This is a genomic window from Bifidobacterium criceti (assembly GCF_002286935.1).
In the GTDB taxonomy this organism is placed as follows: domain Bacteria; phylum Actinomycetota; class Actinomycetes; order Actinomycetales; family Bifidobacteriaceae; genus Bifidobacterium; species Bifidobacterium criceti.
The window spans coordinates 12781-33718 of the sequence record NZ_MVOH01000017.1; the positions used below are offsets into that span (position 1 = coordinate 12781).

Sequence of the window (20938 nt, forward strand, 5' to 3'; positions counted from 1 at the left end):
GCACAGGCAACATAGGCATAGGACGCAACAAGCAGTCAGGAGGAACACGAGATGGCACGCACCGCTTCGATCGTTCGGCAGACGAGCGAATCCACGGTCGAACTCAGCCTTGACCTCGACGGCACCGGCAAGACCGAGATCAACACGACCGTGCCGTTCTACAACCATATGATGACGGCGCTCGGCAAGCACTCGCTCATCGACCTGAAGATCAACGCGTACGGCGATACCGACATCGACGCACACCACACCGTCGAGGACACGGCGATCGTGTTCGGCGAGGCGCTCAAGCAGGCGCTCGGCGACAAACGCGGCATCCGCAGGTTCGCGGATGCGACGGTCCCGCTCGACGAGGCGCTCGCGAAGGCGGTCGTCGATGTCTCCGGGCGTCCGTACTGCGTGTGCACGGGGGAACCGGAAGGTTTCCAGTATGCGATGATCGGCGGCCATTTCACCGGTTCGCTCGTGCGTCACGTCATGGAATCGATTGCGTTCCACGCGGATATCTGCCTGCATTTGCAGCTCATCGCCGGACGTGACCCGCATCATATCGCCGAAGCCGAATTCAAGGCGTTTGCGCGCGCGTTGCGGTTCGCGGTCGAACCGGATCCGCGCGTCGACGGCATCCCGAGCACGAAAGGCGCGCTGTGATGGCGGGACACGACGATACGAACGGCGATTTCGGCATGAATGATGGATTCGATGACGCCGATGTGCATTTCGACGACGCCGACCTTGAAGCCGCGCTCGAAGGGTTCGAACAGGAATTCGCAGACACGCACCGCGACGATGTGCACGACGGTGGCGACGCGCATGACGCGCCGTCCGATGGCGGCGACGCACCGCTTGATTTCGAGGACGAGCTGCAAGGCATCCTCGGCAACAAGGCGAAATGCGCCGTCATATGCTCGCATCTCGCGAGCGCGGAGCTGTTCGCCGCGATATGCCGCCTCGCCGATGTGCCCGCGTTGTGCGTCGGGCACCCCTATGGCTGTGTCGCGATCCTGCGCGACCTCGAAGGCAATGCGCCCGAGACGGCCGCGCATGACCTGACGACGGTCATATCCGGCATGGGCGTGCTCCTCGTCGTCAACCGTGCGGACAAGATTGAGGCGGAGATCTACGAGAACGGCGTGGGTGTCGACAAGATCCCTCCGCCGTTCGCGTTCCCGACGCTCGCGCCGTTCGTCGAGGACTACATGATCGGGCTCGTCGACGTCCACGGCATCGAGTCGGAATCGGATGAGACGGTCGACACGGCGTCGATCGCGACGCACAAGGACGCCGAGGCGCGCATCCGCGCGTTCATGCGCAGCCATCCGATACCGCCCGAGGCGCTCGGGGATGACGACGACAATACATTGTGACAACCACTGACACGCGCACGCGGCATATGGATGCGGCGTGGGCGCCGGGCAGACGGGACAGGACATCGCTTGAAAGGCGGCAAGGACAACATGAAGACGGTCGTTGTGTTCGACTACGGCTTCGGCAACGTGCGCTCGATGGTGCGTGCGCTCGCCGATCAGGGACTCGACGTGACACTCACGTCGAACTACCGGCAGGCACTTGAGGCGGACGGGCTCGTCGTGCCCGGCGTCGGTGCATACGGCGCGTGCATGGAAGGCCTGCGCAAGGTCTCCGGCGACCGCGTCATCTACGACCGCCTGCGCGCGGAACGCCCTGTGCTTGGCGTGTGCGTTGGCGAACAGATCATGTTCGAGGAAGGCGAGGAGCACGGTGAGGAGGCCGAGGGCCTCGGCCTCATCGGCGGCACCGTCACGAAGCTCGACGCGGACGTTGTGCCGCATATGGGATGGGACACCGTCGAAGCGCCGGAAGGTTCGATCCTGTTCGCAGGCATCGAACATGAGCGGTTCTACTATGTCCATTCGTACGCGGCGATGGCCGTGCGCCCCGTCGACACAAGCGAATACAGCATCGATTTCGGCGACAGCGCGGAACGTGTCGCATGGTGCGACTACGGGCGCAGCCGTTTCGTCGCCGCCTACGAGCACGGCCCGCTTTTCGCGACGCAGTTCCATCCCGAGAAGTCCGCCGAAGCCGGCGCGCAGCTGCTGCGCAACTGGGCCGCCGTGCTGTGATCGCCCATAACGGGCCCATCATCCGTTTCCCAGCAAACACAAAGGAAAACAACCATGTCATTGACCCTTCTTCCCGCAGTCGACGTGCGTGACGGCAAAGCCGTGCGCCTGCGCCAAGGCGAATCCGGATCCGAGACCGACTACGGCTCGCCGCTCGAGGCGGCCCGCACCTGGGTCGAGGCCGGCGCGCAGTGGATCCACCTCGTCGATCTCGATGCCGCGTTCGGCACAGGCGACAACCGCGCGCAGCTGCGCGACATCGTCCATGAACTCGGCGACCGCGTGCACATCGAGATGTCCGGCGGCATACGCGACGACGATTCGCTGCGCGCCGCGCTCGACGCGGGTGCCGCACGGGTCAACATCGGCACCGCCGCACTCGAGGACCCCGAATGGACAGCGCGTGTCATCGGCGAATTCGGCGACCGCGTCGCCGTCGGCCTCGACGTGCGCGGCCATACGCTCGCCGCACGCGGCTGGGTCAAGGAAGGCGGCGACCTGTTCGAGACGATGAAGTTCCTCGACGACGCCGGCTGCTCGCGCTACGTCGTGACCGATGTGACGCGTGACGGCATGATGAGCGGACCGAACATCGAACTGCTGCGCGAAGTCGGCATGCGCACCGACGCGAAGGTCACCGCGTCGGGCGGCATCGCGAAACTCGACGACCTGCGCGCGATCGCGTCGCTCGCCGAATTCGGCGTCGATTCCGCGATCCTCGGCAAATCCCTCTACGCGGGCGCATTCACGCTCGGCGAGGCGCTCGTCGTCGCGAACGGCGAGTGACCCTGTGCGCCGCGCATCCATCGCGGCGCACATGCAGTTGTCCGCTCAATCCTTCGCGCAGGGCAGTTCGCCGTCCTTGATCATCTTCTTGAAGACGCGGTAGTCCTCCTCGTTCTGGTCGGCGTACGAATCGGCGAAGCTCGCCATCGCGACGTCGAACGCGTCGGTGCCGCCGAGGTAGTTCGCGATCGCGATGCTGTCGCCGCTGCGCGCATGCGCGTGCGCGAGACACCACGCGCACATCCTGCCGAGGTCGTCGAGTGAGACGTCGGTCAGATGGTCGATGTCGATCGACCCTTTCCCGTTCCACAACTGACGTACGTAATAGTCGCGCGGATTGCCATCGTTCGCGACGAACTTCGTCCATCCGAGCATGATGTCGGCGGTCGTCTGGATCAGTTTCTGGCCCTGCACGACGCGTTCGCCATGCGACGCGTATTTCGAACGTCCGACGAAGCGTTCGAGGACGGAATCGGTCGCCTCCTTCATCTGCAACATGAGCGGATCGTTGATGTCGCGCCCCGTGAGCACCGACACCCACGCGCGCGTGCCGACGGAGCCGACACCGACGACCTTGCGCGCCGTGTCCTGGTAGTGGTACTGGCTGAGCACATGACGGCGGTCCTCGTAGAGCGAATCATGGTACGACGTGAACAGCTGGTCGAGGCGCTGTTCAAGCGCGTGGATGTCCTTGTACCCCTCAAGGTCCTCGATCGGCACCAGTTCGGGCGGCATCGAACGGAAACGCAGATGGTCGCCGTCAAGATACGTCAGTTTCGCGGCCGCGCTACGTGAATCCTTCGATTTCGCCTTCATGACCGCCGCGCGCAACGTGCGGTTGCGTTTGCCGTGCGCCGACGATTCGAATTGGTCGAGCGTGTTCTCGACGTCGAGATGGTCGTACCACATATCCAGATAATCCATTTGAGAGAACTGGTTGATGTAGTCACGGTATGTCTTGACACAGTCGCGCACCGCCGTGTGCCGGTCCTTCGAATACACGCCGTTCGCGCGTCCGCATATCTCGACCGACGCGGCGAGGCGTTTGATGTCCCACTCCCACGGTCCCGTCGTCGTCTCGTCGAAATCGTTGATGTCGAACACGAGATGCATCGTCGGCGAATAGAAGATGCCGAAATTGCCGATGTGCGCGTCGCCGACGGCCTGCACGGGGATGCCGGTGACGGGCGTTTGCGCGAGGTCGTTCGCCATGATGAGCGCCGTGCCACGGTAGAACGTGAACGCCGAATCGCTCATCCGGTAATAGCGCAGCGGGATGAGGCTCTGCAGGCGTGTACGTGACTGCTCCTCGAGCAGTCCGATGACGTCGCGCCTGTCCTTGACGACCTTCCATACGGCGTGGGATTCCAGGGGCGCCTTCTTGCGTGCCTCGATGCCGGCGCGCGCACGCGAGCGCGGCGTCGGCGACTGCCGCCATGTGTGGATGTCGACGACAGGGTCGTCGGGGGTCGATACGACGATGTTTCCGTTCATGTGCACCATACCCGCCACGATAGCGCACATGCCGCCGCGACGCCGCCGTGTTCACGACGGGGCGGCCGTGTCCACGGACGGCCATTGTTAACATCTGCCGTAACATCGGCATGGAACGATGGGCCGCATGGATAAACAGCAAGAGTTCGCGCTTCGGACAGTCGAGGAGCGCGACGTACGTTTCATTCGTCTGTGGTTCACGGATGTGTTGGGAACGCTCAAGTCGGTCGCGATCGCGCCTGCGGAGTTGGAGGCGGCGTTCGAGGAGGGCATCGGCTTCGACGGTTCGGCGATCGAAGGCATGACGCGCGTCTCCGAGGACGACATGATTGTCAAGCCCGATCCGAGCACGTTCCAGATCCTGCCGTGGCGCGGCGGTCCGCAAGGCACCGCGCGCATGTTCTGCGACATCCTGTCGCCCGAAGGCGAGGCGTCGCTCGCCGATCCGCGCCACGTGCTCAAGCGCGCGCTGTCGAAGGCGAAGGAGAAGGGGTTCACGTTCTATGTGCACCCGGAGATCGAGTTCTACCTGTTCGAGAAGCAGGACGATTGGTCGCGAACGCCCGTCCCGATCGACGAGGGCGGCTATTTCGACCATGTGCCGCGCAGCCCGGGCATGGATTTCCGCCGCGCGACCGTCAACATGCTCGAGCAGATGGGCATTTCCGTCGAATACTCGCACCATGAGGCTGGTCCGGGGCAGAACGAGATCGATCTGCGCTACGCCGACGCGCTCACGATCGCCGACAACATCATGACGTTCCGTACGGTCGTCAAGGAGATCTCACTCGAACGCGGCATCCATGCGAGCTTCATGCCGAAGCCGCTCGCCGACGCGCCCGGTTCGGGCATGCATACGCATCTGAGCCTGTTCGAAGGCGACACGAACGCGTTCTACGAGGCGGGCCAGGAGTTCAACATGTCGATCACGGCACGCCAGTTCGCCGCCGGCATCCTGCACCATGCGGCGGAGATCTGCGCGGTGACCGACCAGTTCGTCAACTCGTACAAGCGCCTGTGGGGCGGCAACGAGGCGCCGAGCTACATCTGCTGGGGACACAACAACCGTTCCGCGCTGCTGCGCATCCCGCAGTACAAGCCGGGCAAGGGCAATTCGGCGCGCATCGAGTTCCGTGCGCTCGACCCGGGCGCGAACCCGTACCTCGCGTATTCGGTCCTCCTCGCGGCGGGTCTTGACGGCATCGAGAAGAAGATGCAGCTTGGCGAGCCGACGAGCGACGATGTCTGGGAGCTCACCGACGCCGAACGTCAGGCGATGGGCATCCAGCCGCTTCCCGAGTCGCTTGACGAGGCGCTGCGCATCATGGAGAAGTCCGATTTCGTCGCCGACGTGCTCGGCGAACATGTCTTCGAGTACTTCATCCGCAACAAGCGCAAGGAGTGGGAGGAGTACCGCAGTCAGGTCACGCCGTTCGAGCTGCGCAAGTACCTCGCGAAACTGTGACCGGCGCTGTGTGACGCCGTATGGATATCGTTGGCCCCGGCCGTGTCGACCACGGCCGGGGCCAACGATATCCATATACGACCAAACTGTAGGGGAGTTATGGGGGCGAACCGTCGCTCATAGGCGCGGGTCGCCGAACCATCCCGAATAGATGATCGAGAAGTTCCTGTTGCCGTACGTCGAACAGGCGTCGCCTTCGCCGGCGCCCGCTGCGAGCGCCGCGTCGTTCGGCTGGTACGGTGTGTAGATGTACAGCAGCGCCGTCGCCTTGTTCTCGATGTACACGTTCGCGCCGCCGCATGAGACGTCGGGGTTGAAGCGGATGAAGTTGAGCTGCTTCGCATGGAAGCCGTACTCGTCCTCATGGTGCACATAGTACTGGTAGCGTTCCGCCGACCCGAACACCTGGTTGAAGAAGCCGGCGTATGCGGGGTCGCAGTGGTCGTCGTCGGGGCAGCTCAGACCCATCGCCGACTTGAACTGGAAGTCCTTCGGATTCGTCGCGCTCACGAGCTGCTGTTCCTTCTGCAGCATCGTCAGCAGCACTTTCGGCGAGACGTCACACGCCGTCGCCGCGGCCGTGATGATCGCGGCCGCCGACTGTGGTTCCTTCGCTCCTGGGTATTCGCGGCAGTAGTCGTTCGCCGCGCGGCGCTCGACGTTGAACTTCCGTGTGCGCAGGCACGAGTCCTTCGTGCATTGGGCGCCCTGTTCGTCGAGGAACGCCTGCACCTGTGCCTCGTTCATCGCGGCGCCGTTGAAGAACTGCCCATCCGAGATGATGTCGCCGGGGTTGAAATCGTAGGTCTCCGTAAGCGAGACCTGTCGTGCCTTCGCATCGGCGAGTTCGACGCGCTCCGTCACGAAACGCACGACGGTGATGATGAGGGCGACGGCGACGATCGCCGCGAGCACGCCGACCGTCGCGATCCTCGTCCGTGTCGCGGCCGACCCGTGGTTCCATTGCGCGCGAAGACGCGCGAACCGGTGCGTCGCGCGTGAACGCTGCCGTCCGTTGACGATTCTCGACGCGAACGTGCCGTGGCCGCCGCGTGTGCGTTGCGTGGATGTCTTCGCCGCCGGTTTCGTCTGCTGCCGGGTCTGTTTCGTCTGTTTCGTCTGCTGTTTCGTCGATTTCGCCGACGGTTTCGACGCATTTTGGTGTGTGCGCGCCGCGGGCCGCGTTGATGTGCGTTGCGATGACGCGCGTTTCGACGATGTGCCCGCATGTGGCGACGATGTGCCCGCCGGTTTGCGCGCGCCGCGTTTCGGTGCGCCGTTCGATGCTGCCATGGTTGCTGCTCCTCCCTTGCGCCCGTCAGCGCAGCGCCTTCGCGATGCGCTGCACGCTCACCGGCTGGTTCGTGCCGAGCTCCTGCGCCCACAGTGAGATGCGGTATTCCTCAAGGAGCCAACGTGCGCGCGTCGCCTTCGCGACCGCCTCGTCACGCGCGGCGCCCGCCGGCATCGCCTCGGCCTTTGTACGCGCGTCGTCGACGAGCTGTTTCGCCTCGTCGGCCTGCCATGCCCAGCGCACGTCGCGGTTCTTGTCCGCCTTCGCCTTGTCGAGCCGGATGAGGTCTGCGCGCAGGTAGACGTTGATCCTCGGCAGCACGAGCGGCGGCGTCTCGCCGATGAACCCCGGATGCACGAGCGTCGCGATGTGTTCGCGCACCGATTGGAGCACCGAGAGCATCGGCAGGTCCGCGGGGCCGCTCACCGCCTTGTCGACCTTCGCGTACTGTTCGAGGACCGTGACGACGTCCTTCGCGACGGCGTAGACGGTGTCCTCATAGACCTGCTCGACGCCGGCGACGGCCTGTGCGAGCGCGTCGTCGTCGGCGAGCGCGCCGATGTCCGGCAGCAGTCGTTTGACGGCGGCGCGCTGGAGGTCCTCGACGAGCTGCTTCATGTTGTCATACGGCGCCGAGGCGAGGCGCAGCGCCTCGCCGCCAAGCCAACGCGACGAGATGCGCTCGGCCGGCAGGCGCAGACGGTCGAGCGCGCCGTCCCACAGCATCTGCTCACGTGAGCGCGTCGTCGCGCCGGCGTTGCGCAGCAGGTCCGCCTGCCTGACGACGGCGCCGGCGTCGGCGGCCTGCTGCGCCTCGCGTTTGACGACCTGACGCGCCGAGACCTGCGCCTCGCTCGCGAAACGGCGTTGCAGCTCGGCGAGCGATTTGCCGCTCGCGACGACCTTCGGCATGACGCGTTCGCGTCTGCGGCCGTGCCTCGAACGGGGCATCGGCTGTTCGATGACGAACGTCATGCGCAGATACGGCGGCAGTTTCGCGGCGAGGCCGTCGAGGACCTCCGGATGGATCTGCGCGCCGACGACATCGATCGCGGCCTTCGTGAACACATGGAGGATGTCCGGCCAGCCCTCACCGTCCGGTGCTGAGGCCGGCTCCTCACGCGTGCCCGAACCGGGCGCGTACGGATAATGCGCGTCGATCCAGTCCTCGATCCTCGCGGCCGTGTCCGGGGCGGGCACGAACTGCACACGCAGCGTCTTCGGAAGCGCTTTGATCAGTGCGACGATGAGCTCGTGGCGCAGTCCCGGCACATTCCAGCTGAACTCGTCGGGTGAGACGCGCGAAAGCGCCGTCATCGGGATATGCACGCTCACGCCGTCGGCATCGTCGTTCGTGTCGTAGATGTAGCTCAACCGCAATTCGATCGCGCGGCCGTCGGAACCGACCGTGACCCAATGGTCGGGGAAATCGCCCGGATCATAGGTGCCGGCGTCGAGCAGACGGTCGACGTTCGCCGGATCGAAATCGAGGAGCCCCGGGTGCGCGTCGTGCTCCTTCTTCCACCATGCGCCGAGTTCGGCGACGTTCGTCACATCCTGCGGGATGACGGCGTTGTAGAAGTCGAAAAGATCCTCGTCGTTGACGCTTTGCGCGATCTGGCGTGTGCGGTTCGCGTCGTCGAGCGCGTCGGCGACGACCTCGCGGTTGCGTTCGACGAAACCGTCGTATGGGAACCGCTGCTGGATCTCGCCTTCGACAAGCCCTTGGCGGATGAGGAAGTCACGCGCCTCAAGCGGATTGATGCGACCCCATTGCACATGGCGACCTTGAACGATCGGCAGCCCGTAGAGCAGGACCGTCGCGTCGGCGACGGCGCTGCCGCGCGACGCCGACCAATGCGGCTGCGCGTACGTCGTGCGCGTCAGGCCCTTCGCGAGCGGCTCCGCCCACGTGGGGTCGATCTGCGCGCAATAGCGCGACCACAGACGGCTCGTCTCGACGAGTTCGGTGCTCATGACCCACGGCGGCGTCGACTTCGCGACCGCCGACGCGGGGAAGAGCGCGAAATGCGTGCCACGCGCGCCCTGATAGTCGTTCTTCGCCATCTTCTGCGCGCGTTTGAGCGCACGTGCGCGTGCGGCGCCCTTGAGGTTCGCGTAATCGGACGCCTTCGGCTCGCGCACGACCTGCATGCCGATCATCGACAGCAACCCCGCGAGCATCGACGTGTGGATGCCCTGCGCATCCCACGAACAGCACAACGAGTGGGCGGCCTGCTGGTTGATCGGCAGCGCGCGCACCGCCTCGTCGGGACGCGAGACGGGGATCGGCCCACCGACCTTGAACTTGAGGCCCTCGCACAGTTCACGCAACTGCGCGACGAGGTCGCGCCACTGGCGCATGCGCAGATGGTGGAGGAATTCGGCCTTGCACAGGCGGCGCAGCGCGTTGCCGCCGCGTTCGCCGTCCGCGCCGAACGCGCGGTCCCAGATGTTGAGGGCCGTGAGGAAATCGCTCGTCGGATCGGCGTAGCGGTTGTGGATGCGGTCGGCCTCCTCGCGCGCCTCCTCGGGACGTTCGCGCGGGTCCTGCAAACTGAGGAACGCGACGATGACGATGAGCGCGGCGAGTGTGTTCGGCGTCGTCGAACGCGCCGCCTCGATGAGCATGCGGCCAAGCCGCACATCGATCGGGATACGTGCAAGCTGGCGACCGGTATGCGTCAGACGGATGTCGCCACGTGTGCGCGAAATCGCCTGCAGTTCGGTCAGCTCGTTGATGCCATCGGAGACCGCCTTGACGTCCGGAGGGTCGATGAAGCCGAAATCGGTGATGTCCTGCGCCGTGTGCGCGACACCGACGGACAGCATATGGAGCACGACCGCGCCGAGCGACGTGCGCAGGATCTCCGGTTCGGTGAACCGCGGGCGGCTTTCGTAGTCCTCGGCGGAATACAGGCGGATCGCGATGCCGTCGGCGATGCGGCCGCAGCGGCCCGAACGCTGGTCGGCGCTCGCCTGCGAGATCGGCTCGATCGGCAGACGCTGCACCTTCGCGCTCTTCGAATACCGCGAGATGCGCGCAAGGCCCGGGTCGACGACGTAGCGGATGCCGGGCACGGTGAGCGACGTCTCGGCGACGTTCGTCGCGATGACGATGCGCTGGTGCGCGTGCGATTCGAACACGCGGTGCTGGTCCTTCGCGCTCAGGCGCGCGAAGAGCGGCATGACCTCGATCGCGTCGGCGCGGCGCATGTCGGCGCAGCGGGGCCCGAACGCGTGGCGGATCGCCTGTTCATAGTCGCGGATGTCGCGTTCGCCGGCCGCGAAGACAAGGATGTCGCGGGGCCCCCGGTCATGCGCTGAGACGGTCACGAGCTCGACGCACGCGCGCGCGACGGCCGTCGGCACGTCGGCGTCCACGTCGCGCGCCCCGCCCTCCTCGTCGGCGCGCACATCGGCGAACCCGGGCACATGCGCCATGAGCGACGGTGCGCCGCCGAGGGGCTCGTAGCATATCGTGACCGGATACGTACGCCCCGAGACCTCGATGACGGGGACCGGCTTCTTCAACGCGTCCTCGAAATGCTTCTGGAATTTGACCGAATCAATCGTCGCGGACGTGATGATGAGCTTGAGGTCGGGGCGTTCGGGCAGGAGCGCCGTCAGATAGCCGAGCAGGAAATCGATGTTGAGCGTGCGCTCGTGCGCCTCGTCGATGACGATCGTGTCATAGCGCGTGAGCTTCGGGTCACGTTGGATCTGCGCGAGCAGAATGCCGTCGGTCACGACGCGCAGCCGCGTCTTCGGTGACGACTCGTCGGTGAAACGCACCTGGTAGCCGACCTCGTCGCCGAGGCGCACGCCGAGTTCGCTCGCGATGCGTTCGGCGACCGTGCGCGCCGCGAGGCGCCTCGGCTGCGTATGCACGATCTGGTGCCCGTGCGTGCCGCGGCCGAGTTCGAGGAGGATCTTCGGCAGCTGCGTCGTCTTTCCCGAACCGGTCTGGCCCGAGACGATGACGACCTGCGCATGGCGCACGGCTTCGGCGATCGCGTCGCGCGCGCCGCTGACCGGCAGTTCTTGGGGATAGTCGAATTTCATATGGTCGTGATCAACACTTTCCACTGGCGATCGGATGCAATCAAAACGAATCGGAGAGGGGAGGGACAATCAGCGCGCATGATGCACTTCGATGACGCGGTACCCTTTCGAACTCGCGTATTTCGACACGTCATACGTGTCACCGAGCGCCTCGTCGAGCCAACGGATGAGCGAATCGGAACCAAGGTTCCTCTGCACGACGAGATACGCGTATCCGTCGTGCGCGAGACGCGGCAGCCACGTCATCAGGAGCGTGTGCAGCTCCTGTTTGCCGATGCGGATCGGCGGATTCGACCAGATGAGCTCGAACTCAAGCCCTTCGGGCACGTCGTCTGCCGTGCCCACGTGGATGTTCGCGCAGCCGTTGCGTTCGGCGTTGTGTTCGGTCAGTTCGATCGCGCGTTCGTTGACGTCGATCGCGTAGACGTCCGCGTCGGGGGATTCGAACGCGAGCGCGAGGCTCAGCGCGCCCCATCCGCAACCGATGTCGAGGAAATCGCCGCGTGCGGGCGGCATAGGCGCGTGGCGCAGCAGCACGGCCGTGCCAAGGTCGACGCGGTGCGCGGAGAAGACACCGTTCGACGTCTCGACGTCCGCCTCATGCCCGCGCAACGTCACATGCATCTCGTGACGCACGTCCTTCGATGACGGCGACGCCGCGAAATACTGTTCGTTCGGTTGTGTGGATTCGTTGTGCGCCATCGTGCTCCGCCTCGCTGTACTGTATACTGATATGTCTGTTTATCCGATGATAATCAGGACTCGGTAAGTTTTCCAAGCAATGCATGCACTCCAGGCAAAGGTGAGGGTTATTTGACCACAATCAACACATTCGACGACGATACGCGCGATGGCATGTCCGATGATGATACGTTCGATGAAGACACGTTCGAAGGCGGCACGCGCCGCGGTGTGCTCGCGGACCGTTCCGATGTGCTGCTCGAAGACGGCGGCGCGGACGGCGCGGGCGATGAGATCTGGCGCGAACGCGCGTCGCGCAACGAACTCAAACACGTCGCGGGCCTCGGCGAACTCGAGGACGTCACCGAAGTCGAATACAGGAAGGTGCGCCTCGAACGCGTCGTGCTCGTAGGCGTATGGTCGTCGCGCACCGGCACGTTGCGCGACGCGGAGGAATCGATGCGCGAGCTCGCGGCGCTCGCGCAGACGGCGGGCGCCGAGGTGTGCGACGCCGTGCTCCAGCAGCGCTCGCGGCCCGATCCGGCGACGTACGTCGGCGCGGGCAAGGCGAAGGAGGTCGCGGACATCGTCGCGGTCAACGAAGCCGACACGATCATCGTCGACGACGACCTGCCGCCGAGCCAACGACGCGCGCTTGAGGATGCGACGAAAGTCAAGGTCGTCGACAGGACCGCCGTCATCCTCGACATCTTCGCGCAGCACGCGACGTCGCGCGAAGGCAAGGCGCAGGTCGAGCTCGCGCAGCTGCAGTACATGCTGCCGCGCCTGCGCGGCTGGGGCGCGGCGCTCTCGAGGCAGGCGGGCGGCCGTGCGGCGGGCGCCGACGGCGGCATCGGCTCGCGTGGGCCGGGTGAGACGAAGATCGAGCTCGACCGCCGCGTCATCCGCACGAGGATCGCGCATCTGCGCAGGCAGATCGCGCAGATGGCACCGTCGCGCGAGGTCAAGCGCGGCTCGCGGCGCAAATACGGACTGCCGACGATCGCCGTCGTCGGCTACACGAACGCGGGCAAATCGTCGCTCACGAACCGGCTCACCGGTTCCGCCGAACTCGTCGAGAACGCGTTGTTCGCGACGCTCGACACCGCCGTGCGCCGCGCGCGTGCGAAGGACGGCCGTCTCTACGCGTACGTCGACACGGTCGGTTTCGTGCGCAGGCTGCCGACGCAGCTCGTCGAGGCGTTCAAATCGACACTTGAGGAGATCGCCGACGCAGACCTCATCCTGCACGTCGTCGACGCGTCCCATCCCGACCCGTTCGGACAGATCGACGCCGTCAACGACGTGCTGCGCACAATCGACGGCGTCGACCGCCTCCCCGTCGTCACCGTGTTCAACAAAACCGACCTCATCGACGATGTGACACGTGAACGCCTCAGCCAACTCGCGCCCGACGCGTTCCTCGTGTCGTCGGCGAGCGGTGAGGGCGTCGATGCGCTGCGCGCGCACGTCGAGGGGATGCTGCCGAAGCCGAACGTGCACGTCGAGGCGCTCCTGCCGTACACATCCGGTTCGCTGCTGTCGAAGATCCGCGAATACGGCAACGTCGAATCGGTCGAATACCGCGACGACGGCGTCATGCTCGAAGCGGACGTCGACGAGCACCTCGCCGCGCAGGTCATCGAACAGTCGATCGCCGACGCGCACGATGCGCACGATGGCGGTGCTGACGATGCAGGGGAGCGGGACTTCGACCGCGCCGCGCGCGCGATGCTCAAACGAGACGAACGACACGCGTAATCGCCGCATATAGACGTATTGCGTACGTTTGCGCATATGCGCGCGTCCGCACACGTTCACCTGTGTGGTGCAGCGTTGGGAATCGGTCGCGCACCCGTTGTCTCACAACGGGTGCGCGACTTTCATGTGAAGTTGATGACATCGATATCACCTTTCGGCGAACAGATATCGGCACCGTAATCATTGCGCCGTTTTTTCGAAACGTGAACAAAGACGTGTCTGATACAGTGAACAACGAATGAATATGCATCCGCCACAAGCGGATCGTTTGGTGATTATTGAGAGGTTATCATGGTGGATTCACCCATTAAGCCCACAAAGCTCGCAATCGTAGGCGCCGGCGCAGTCGGCTCCACCCTCGCCTTCGCGGCCGCCGAACGCGGCGTCGCCCGCGAGATCGTCCTCGAGGACATCGCGAAGGAACGCGTCGAAGCGGAAGTGCTCGACATGCAGCATGGTTCGAGCTTCTTCCCGACCGTGTCGATCGACGGATCCGACGATCCGGAGATCTGCCGCGACGCGGACATGGTCGTCATCACCGCAGGCGCGCGCCAGAAGCCGGGACAGTCGCGTCTCGACCTTGCGGGCGCGACGATCAACATCATGAAGTCGATCATCCCGAACCTGATCAAGGTCGCCCCGAACGCGATCTACATGCTCATCACGAACCCGGTCGACGTCGTCACGCACGTGTCGATGAAGCTCTCCGGACTGCCATCGAACCAGATGTTCGGCTCGGGCACGAACCTCGATTCGGCGCGTCTGCGTTTCCTCATCGCGCAGCAGACCGGCGTCAACGTCAAGAACGTGCACGCCTACATCGCGGGCGAACACGGCGACTCCGAAGTGCCGCTGTGGGCGTCGGCGACGATCGGCGGCGTCCCGATGTGCGACTGGCAGCCGCTGCCGGGCCACGAACCGCTCGACGCGGCGATGCGCGAGCAGATCCACCAGGAGGTCAAGAACGCCGCGTACAAGATCATCAACGGCAAGGGCGCCACGAACTACGCGATCGCGATGTCCGGCGTCGACATCATCGAGGCCATCCTCAAGGATTCGAACCGCATCCTGCCGGTGTCCTCGCTGCTGAGCGACTTCCACGGCATTTCGGACGTGTGCATGTCGGTGCCGACGCTGCTCAACCGCAACGGCGTCAACTCGCGCATCAACACGCCGGTCTCCGACCATGAGCTCGCCGAGCTCAAGCGCTCCGCGGAGACGCTCAAGGAAACGGCCGCGCAGTTCGGCTTCTGATTCCTGGACCCGTTCCCGCACCGGTGTGGCCGGTGCATGAAGGCCGGGAGACGACCCGATCGGTTGCCTCCCGGCCTTCGCTGTATCGGCGGGCTGGTGGTGTGCATCCCGATTGGTTGGTCTGGTCTGCGGGTTGGGACGCAAAGGGGCTGGTTTGCGGGTGGTTTGGTAGGTGGTGCCTGCGGTTCGGGTTGGAGTGGCCGGGTTGGTTGGTCCGGTCTGCGGGTTGGGACGCAAAGGGACCGTTTTGCGTCCGGTTTGGTAGGTGGTGCCTGCGGATTGGGTCGGAGTGTCCGGGTTGGTTGGCCGGGTCTGCGGGTTGGGGCGCTAGGGGGTTGGTTTGCGGGTGGTTTGGTAGGTGGTGCCTGTGGTTCGGGTCGGAGTGTCCGGGTTGGTTGGTCCGGTCTGCGGATTGGGACGCAAAGAGGCTGGTTTGCGTCCCGTTTGGCAGGTTACGCCTGCGGATTGGGGCGCGATGGCGCGCGATGGTCTACTATGGGCACGGACGAACCGTCGGCAACAAGGAGCGGATATGGCGCATACACATGGGCATGGGGGACACGGCGGCATGGAGCACACCGGCCGGTTGATGACGACGCTCATCCTGACGGGGACGATCTTCGTTGCCGAGGTCGTCGGCGCCGTCGTGACCGGTTCGCTTGCGCTCCTCGTCGACGCGGGCCATATGATGACCGACGTCTCCGTGCTCGCCGCGTCGACGGCGACCGCGTTCCTGATGAAACGCAAACCGGACAACGCACGCACATGGGGTTGGGCGCGCCTCGAGGTCATCACGGCCGCGGGTGGTGGCATCCTGCTGCTGTTCGTCGGGCTCTATGCGCTCATCGAAGCGGGCATGCGTCTGTTCGGGGCCGAATCCGACACGATCCATGATGTGCGTCTGCTGCTGTTCTTCGGCATCCTCGGCCTTGCCGCGAACATCGGATCGATCCTCGTGCTGCGCGCGCAGGCGGGCGACAACATGAACATGCGCGCCGCGTTCCTCGAGGTGTGTAACGACGCGCTCGGTTCGGTCGCCGTCATCGTGTCCGCGGTCGTCATGATGACGACGGGATGGGATGGGTTCGATGCGATCGCCGGTGCGTTCATCGCGTTGTTGATGATTCCGCGTGCCTATGTGCTTGTGCGTGACGCGATGCGTGTCCTGCTTGAGGAGACGCCGGAGGGACTCGACCTTGACGAGGTGCGCAGGCATCTGCAGGGTGTACCGCATGTCATCGCCGTACATGACCTGCATGCGAGCGTCGTCGCGACCGGCATGCCGATCCTCACCGCGCACATCGTCGTCGATGGGCGGATGACGATGGAACAGGAGGGGCAAGTGCTCCACCAGTTGCAGGATTGCCTCCGTGAGCATTTCCCGGTCTCGATCCCGCATACGACGTTCCAACTTGAACCGCAAGGGTATACGAGCGACAGCTCGTCGCAGTTCCATGCATGACGACGATGGGGTCGCATCAGCGCTGATGCGACCCCATCGGCCTATGGGTTCGTATTGTCAGATCTTGCGCAGGACAGTGACGACCTTGCCCATGATCTGGGCGTGTGTGCCGTCGATTGGCGAATAGTTCGGGTTGTGGGGGATGAGCCATGTGTGGCCGTGTTCCCGGCGGAAGGTCTTGACGGTCGCCTCGTCTCCGAGGAGCGCGGCGACGATGTCGCCGTTCTCGGCGTCCTGCTGTTCGCGCACGACGACGAAGTCGCCGTCGCATATCGCGGCGTCGACCATCGAATCGCCGTGCACTTCGAGCATGAACAGATGGCCGGTGCCTGTGAGCCGCACCGGTAGACGCATGACATCCTCGACATGCTGTTCGGCGGTGATCGGCGCGCCGGCGGCGATCGCGCCGACGAGCGGGACGTCCTGCGAGGCCATGTACGCCTCGTCCGAACCCTGCGCATAGGTGTCGACGATGACAGGCAGGCTCTGCAAGCCGATGACCTCGATCGCGCGTCCCTTGTTCGCGTCGCGCCGGATATAGCCTTTCGTCTCAAGCACATGGAGTTGGTGCTGGACCGATGACGTGCTCTTGAGGCCTGCGGCCTGGCCGATCTCGCGCAGCGACGGCGCGAACCCCTGCTGCGAGGTCAGGGCGCGGATCGCGTCGAGCACGCGCTGTTGGCGCTCGGTGAGCGGCTCATCTGGGTCGTCCGTGACAGGCTCGTCCTGCCGGGATTCGGTGCTGTGCATGGCGTGTCCTTTCGTTGGTAGCCACGATACCGCGAAACGCCGATGAAATCAAACAGATGTTCGAATTGCGCTTGACGTTTTCGAACAAATGTGCGAACATCGATCATATCGTTAGAACAGATGTTCGAAAGGTGGTCTCGCATGGAGATTCGTGGCATGAGGGAAACGCTCGCCGGCGCCCGCGCGCATCGCGGTCATATGCTCATCGATGTGCCATGTGCGGACAGGTCGGACGGCGTGCATCTTCGTACGGGCGAACGTGCCGTCACCGTGCCGATGCGCGGTTGGTTCGTGCGGCATATGCGGGCGTTCGTCGTCACGGTGCTCGCATGCGCCGTCATCCTCGTCATGTGGGGTACGCAGGGCGCGTTTGCGCAATCGTCCGCGCAGGGGCATGCTGTCGAAAGCGATGCCGCGACCGAAGCGCTGCGGCGAGATGTGCTTCATTACACGGTGCGTTCGGGGGACACGTTGTGGTCGATCTCCCGATGGTGCGGCTATGCGAACGCACAGGACGGCGTCGACGCGCTCATGGCGATGAATGGCCTCGAGACGGCCGAACTCAAGCCGGGCCAGCACCTTGTCCTGCCGATGGGCATATGACGATGGCCGTCGCGGCGATGCCATACGACGGCCATCGGGTTAGCCGCTTGGGAATGTGGGGATTGCTCAGGAACTTGAGGAGGAGTTGTCAAAAGTCGGATTTTTGCGTATGGGCGGATTGCCGTAGTATGTCGGATAATCGAAAGGTACTCGGTAGCCTTCGGCATATAAGGACCAGCTGACGTTTGCGCCTATCTCCTTTATGCTGGAAACAAGATTGCCCGGCAAGTTAATCATTCCTGCATCGACTTTTTCGTCTTCAGTGGCGACTGAATTCCAGACAAGTGACGCGAATGTCGAACAATTATTATTGACTAATCCCCATGATGTATGTGTTGTGATGTTCTGATTCACTACGGCAAGATCTTGTTGTCTTAGAGGTCGTTGAATAGACACGGAATCTCCCCAATAGACACCGGTGCTCTGTGCGTACCCTTCTGCGTTGTACCAAAGTCCTTTCGGGTCTGTGTTTCCCCATGTGCCAACGGTGATGGATTTGCCGTCGTCTACGGTCAATCCTCCGATTTTTAAAGAAGAACCGTTGTAGTTGGTGATGGAGATCCAGGCATGACCGGCATTGTTTAATGATGAGAAGCCGCCGTCGCCCAACGCGTAAATCCGCATTACTGCAACGCTCATAGCTGCGCGTGAAGTTGAGAGCTCTTCAATTGTGCTTTTCTGGCTCTCTGGCAGCTCGATTATTGGTGCGGGGGATGGTTCGAAGCTACCTGGTGTGATAGTGATGTCACTTGGGAAGCTCGTGGGGGATTTCAGCGTATTCTCAGATATTGGGGCGCCTACGCTGGACGCGTTGGCAACTACGGGAGCGAACAAACTTGTGAGAATGGTCAGAATTACACTTATGCAAGCAGTTATTCTCTTATTCATATTCATTTCCATAGTCCTTTCATGAGTTGAAGCACAACGGCAACAATCAGGGCGAAGACCGGGTAGAGGACGAATCGAATCCATACCATGGCGAGCCCCGAACTCTGTTCGATGTGCGAACTGAAGAATCGATAGGACATGTAGGTTTCCATTATGCCGAAGCCGAGAATGCCTAGGATGGTAATGATTTGTGCAATGGTGAGTATTAATCCATAATCGGCGTATAGTTGCTCATGCGAAATGGGATTATACAATTTTCCCTCCTTTTTGCTTCCTTGCTTCTTGATTATATCTTGATTAAGATAATTTCTATGTCGCGTGTCGTGTGAGGGGATGTGTGGACGTGAAACATCCAGAATCTGGTGTGGCGTAATCCAATCATCTTCTCGACATGAATAGTATGGATTTCGCAATAGATGCGTAGATGTGGCACCGCAGCCCCGGTGAGATGTATCGTGTGTGAGACGATCCTGGCCAGTGCGTGAAGAAGGAAGGGTGACCCCCCTATAGCTTGTAACGCGTGCAGGAGTCGGGGGGCGTATGACGGCACGTGGTTCGAAAAAGGACGCGCTTGCCGCTATTGTTGCAGATATGTATTGTCCTTTCTGCCAGAACCCCGATACGAAGGTGATCGACACGCGCATAAGCGATGACGGCCACTCGATCCGACGCCGCCGCGAATGCCCGAAATGCGGGCGCCGCTTCAGCACCGTCGAGACGGCGATGCTGCTCGTGCGCAAGCGGTCGGGCAACGTCGAGCAATTCGACCGCAACAAGGTCGTCGCCGGCGTGCGCAAGGCGTGCCAAGGTCGCCCGATCAATGAGGACGACCTCAAACTGCTCGGGCAGAAGGTCGAGGAGAGCCTGCGCGCGAAAGGCATCGCCGAAGTGCCGTCCGAGGAGGTCGGCAAGGCGATCCTCAAACCGTTGCGTGACCTCGACGAGGTCGCGTACCTGCGGTTCGCGAGCGTCTACCAGAACTTCGAGGACCTCAACGACTTCCAGCACGCGATCGATGATCTGCGCGACACGGACTGACCTATGACGGCCCGCATATGACAAGGGCGGGGCGCATCCCGAACGGGAAGCGCCCCGCCCTTGTGTGAAACGGGGGGATGGCGTCAGTTCTCTATGACACGCATGCGGATCGTGCCCGGGATCGCGGCGAGCGCATCAAGCGTCTGCTCGTCGGGGATTGTCGCGACATCGGTCACGACGTAGCCGATCTCGCCTTCCGTGCCGAGTGCCTGTGCGGCGATGTTGATGTCCTGTTCGCCGAGCACGCGGTTGACGGCCGCGAGGATGCCCGGCAGGTTGTCGTGCAGATGCGCGATGCGCGCGACGCCCTTGCAAGGACCCGTCGTGATCTGCGGCAGGTTGACCGACAGCATCGTCGACGCCTTCGACCAATAGTCGTCGAAACGCTGGGAGACGAACTGTCCGATTGACTCCTGCGCTTCAAGCGTCGAACCACCGATGTGCGGTGTGAGGATCATGTTGTCCTCGTCGGCGAGCGGTGTCGAGAACGCGTCGCCGCTCTTCTTCGGCTCGACCTGGAACACGTCGATCGCCGCGCCCGACAGGTGCCCGCAATCGAGGTGGCGTTTGAGCGCGTCGAGGTCGACGACGAAACCACGTGAGCAGTTGATGAAGATCGCATCCTGCTTCATATGCGCGAAATCATCCTCGCCGAAGAAGCCGACGTTCGACTTCCTGCCGTCGACATGGATCGTGACGGCGTCGGAACGTTCGAGCAGCTCGTCGAGCGTGTCGCAGCGTTCGGCGTTGCCGAGCGCAAGCTTCTCCTCGATGTCATAGAACAGCACACGCATGCCGAGCGCCTCGGCGAGCACCGACAGCTGTGAGCCGATGTTGCCATAGCCGATGATGCCGAGCGTCTTGCCGCGCACCTCATGCGAACCGGCGGCGGACTTGTCCCACAGGCCGTGCTTCATATGGTGCGTGTGCGCGGGGATGCGACGCATGAGGCAGATGATGTCGCAGATGACCAGTTCGACGACGGAACGCGTGTTCGAATACGGCGCGTTGAAGACGGCGACGCCCGCGTGCGCCGCGGCCTGCAGGTCGACCTGGTTCGTGCCGATGCAGAAGCATCCGATCGCCGTGAGCGTCGGACGTGCGTCGAGCACGGCCTTCGTCACGGTCGTCTTCGAACGGATGCCGAGCATATCGACGCCGTCGAGCGCGTCGATGAGCTCACCCTCGGACAGGGCGCCCTTCATCGTCTCGACTTCGAAGCCATGGTCGCGTAACGTCTGCGCGGCGAGCGGATGGATGTTTTCCAGTAACAGTGCTTTCGGCATGGAATC

The 20938-nt window shown here is 63.4% G+C and carries 17 protein-coding genes; 10 read left to right on the plus strand and 7 right to left on the minus strand.

The window, feature by feature from the left end:
- Positions 1-51: 51 nt before the first annotated feature.
- From hisB to priA, 4 genes are all read left to right on the plus strand, one after another.
- Positions 52-651, plus strand: a complete 600-nt coding sequence (gene hisB, locus B1526_RS07440; protein WP_095615435.1) for an imidazoleglycerol-phosphate dehydratase HisB — start codon at positions 52-54, stop codon at positions 649-651.
- Positions 651-1367 carry a hypothetical protein gene (locus B1526_RS07445; protein WP_095615436.1) on the plus strand — a complete coding sequence of 239 codons (717 nt, stop codon included), beginning with the start codon at positions 651-653 and terminating at the stop codon, positions 1365-1367. The genes hisB and B1526_RS07445 overlap by 1 nt, the downstream gene beginning before the upstream one ends.
- A 90-nt stretch (positions 1368-1457) precedes the next feature.
- A complete protein-coding gene (gene hisH / locus B1526_RS07450) occupies positions 1458-2105 on the plus strand; it encodes an imidazole glycerol phosphate synthase subunit HisH (RefSeq protein WP_095615576.1) in 648 nt (215 codons plus the stop codon).
- Between the two features lie 54 nt (positions 2106-2159).
- Positions 2160-2891 carry a bifunctional 1-(5-phosphoribosyl)-5-((5-phosphoribosylamino)methylideneamino)imidazole-4-carboxamide isomerase/phosphoribosylanthranilate isomerase PriA gene (gene priA / locus B1526_RS07455; protein ID WP_095615437.1) on the plus strand — a complete coding sequence of 244 codons (732 nt, stop codon included), beginning with the start codon at positions 2160-2162 and terminating at the stop codon, positions 2889-2891.
- Between the two features lie 45 nt (positions 2892-2936).
- Here priA and B1526_RS07460 read toward each other — a convergent pair whose 3' ends face one another.
- Positions 2937-4385 carry a DUF2252 domain-containing protein gene (locus B1526_RS07460; RefSeq protein ID WP_095615578.1) on the minus strand — a complete coding sequence of 483 codons (1449 nt, stop codon included), beginning with the start codon at positions 4383-4385 and terminating at the stop codon, positions 2937-2939.
- 127 nt (positions 4386-4512) lie between these two features.
- Here B1526_RS07460 and glnA point away from each other — a divergent pair, with 127 nt between their 5' ends.
- A complete protein-coding gene (gene glnA / locus B1526_RS07465; protein ID WP_095615577.1) occupies positions 4513-5850 on the plus strand; it encodes a type I glutamate--ammonia ligase in 1338 nt (445 codons plus the stop codon).
- A 117-nt stretch (positions 5851-5967) separates the two neighbouring features.
- On the opposite strand, the gene B1526_RS07470 is transcribed toward glnA, so the two are convergent.
- The 3 genes from B1526_RS07470 to B1526_RS07480 all read right to left on the minus strand — a co-directional run bounded on the left by B1526_RS07470 (position 5968) and on the right by B1526_RS07480 (position 11911).
- Positions 5968-6873, minus strand: coding sequence for a hemagglutinin (locus B1526_RS07470; RefSeq protein WP_407641014.1), 906 nt, complete (start codon positions 6871-6873; stop codon positions 5968-5970).
- Between the two features lie 295 nt (positions 6874-7168).
- The gene (gene hrpA, locus B1526_RS07475) at positions 7169-11209 is read right to left on the minus strand and encodes an ATP-dependent RNA helicase HrpA (protein WP_095615438.1); all 4041 of its coding nucleotides are present in this window, start codon (positions 11207-11209) and stop codon (positions 7169-7171) included.
- A 69-nt stretch (positions 11210-11278) separates the two neighbouring features.
- Positions 11279-11911 carry a class I SAM-dependent methyltransferase gene (locus B1526_RS07480; protein ID WP_095615439.1) on the minus strand — a complete coding sequence of 211 codons (633 nt, stop codon included), beginning with the start codon at positions 11909-11911 and terminating at the stop codon, positions 11279-11281.
- Positions 11912-12064: 153 nt separating this feature from the next.
- Here B1526_RS07480 and hflX point away from each other — a divergent pair, with 153 nt between their 5' ends.
- The 3 genes from hflX (at position 12065) to B1526_RS07495 (ending at position 16367) form a co-directional block, all read left to right on the plus strand.
- Positions 12065-13651: a GTPase HflX gene (gene hflX, locus B1526_RS07485; RefSeq protein ID WP_095615580.1), complete on the plus strand. Its 1587-nt coding sequence runs from the start codon at positions 12065-12067 to the stop codon at positions 13649-13651.
- A 291-nt stretch (positions 13652-13942) separates the two neighbouring features.
- Entirely contained in the window at positions 13943-14905 is a 963-nt protein-coding gene (locus B1526_RS07490; RefSeq protein ID WP_095615440.1) for an L-lactate dehydrogenase, read from the plus strand.
- A gap of 532 nt (positions 14906-15437) precedes the next feature.
- Positions 15438-16367 carry a cation diffusion facilitator family transporter gene (locus tag B1526_RS07495; RefSeq protein WP_095615441.1) on the plus strand — a complete coding sequence of 310 codons (930 nt, stop codon included), beginning with the start codon at positions 15438-15440 and terminating at the stop codon, positions 16365-16367.
- Positions 16368-16424: 57 nt separating this feature from the next.
- Here B1526_RS07495 and lexA read toward each other — a convergent pair whose 3' ends face one another.
- Complete coding sequence (gene lexA / locus B1526_RS07500; protein WP_095615442.1) at positions 16425-17117, minus strand: transcriptional repressor LexA; 693 nt, start codon at positions 17115-17117, stop codon at positions 16425-16427.
- 141 nt (positions 17118-17258) lie between these two features.
- Between lexA and B1526_RS07505 the strand changes: the two genes are divergently transcribed.
- Complete coding sequence (locus B1526_RS07505; protein ID WP_157908718.1) at positions 17259-17720, plus strand: LysM peptidoglycan-binding domain-containing protein; 462 nt, start codon at positions 17259-17261, stop codon at positions 17718-17720.
- A gap of 66 nt (positions 17721-17786) precedes the next feature.
- Here the strand turns inward: B1526_RS07505 and B1526_RS09000 are convergent, their stop codons facing one another.
- Positions 17787-18614: a hypothetical protein gene (locus B1526_RS09000; RefSeq protein ID WP_133088513.1), complete on the minus strand. Its 828-nt coding sequence runs from the start codon at positions 18612-18614 to the stop codon at positions 17787-17789.
- A gap of 585 nt (positions 18615-19199) precedes the next feature.
- On the opposite strand from B1526_RS09000, the gene nrdR reads away from it, so the two are divergent.
- A complete protein-coding gene (gene nrdR, locus B1526_RS07515; RefSeq protein ID WP_095615445.1) occupies positions 19200-19646 on the plus strand; it encodes a transcriptional regulator NrdR in 447 nt (148 codons plus the stop codon).
- An 83-nt stretch (positions 19647-19729) separates the two neighbouring features.
- Here nrdR and serA read toward each other — a convergent pair whose 3' ends face one another.
- Positions 19730-20932 (minus strand): phosphoglycerate dehydrogenase, encoded by a 1203-nt coding sequence (serA, locus tag B1526_RS07520; protein WP_095615581.1) that lies wholly within the window; start codon positions 20930-20932, stop codon positions 19730-19732.
- Between the last annotated feature and the right edge of the window lie 6 nt (positions 20933-20938).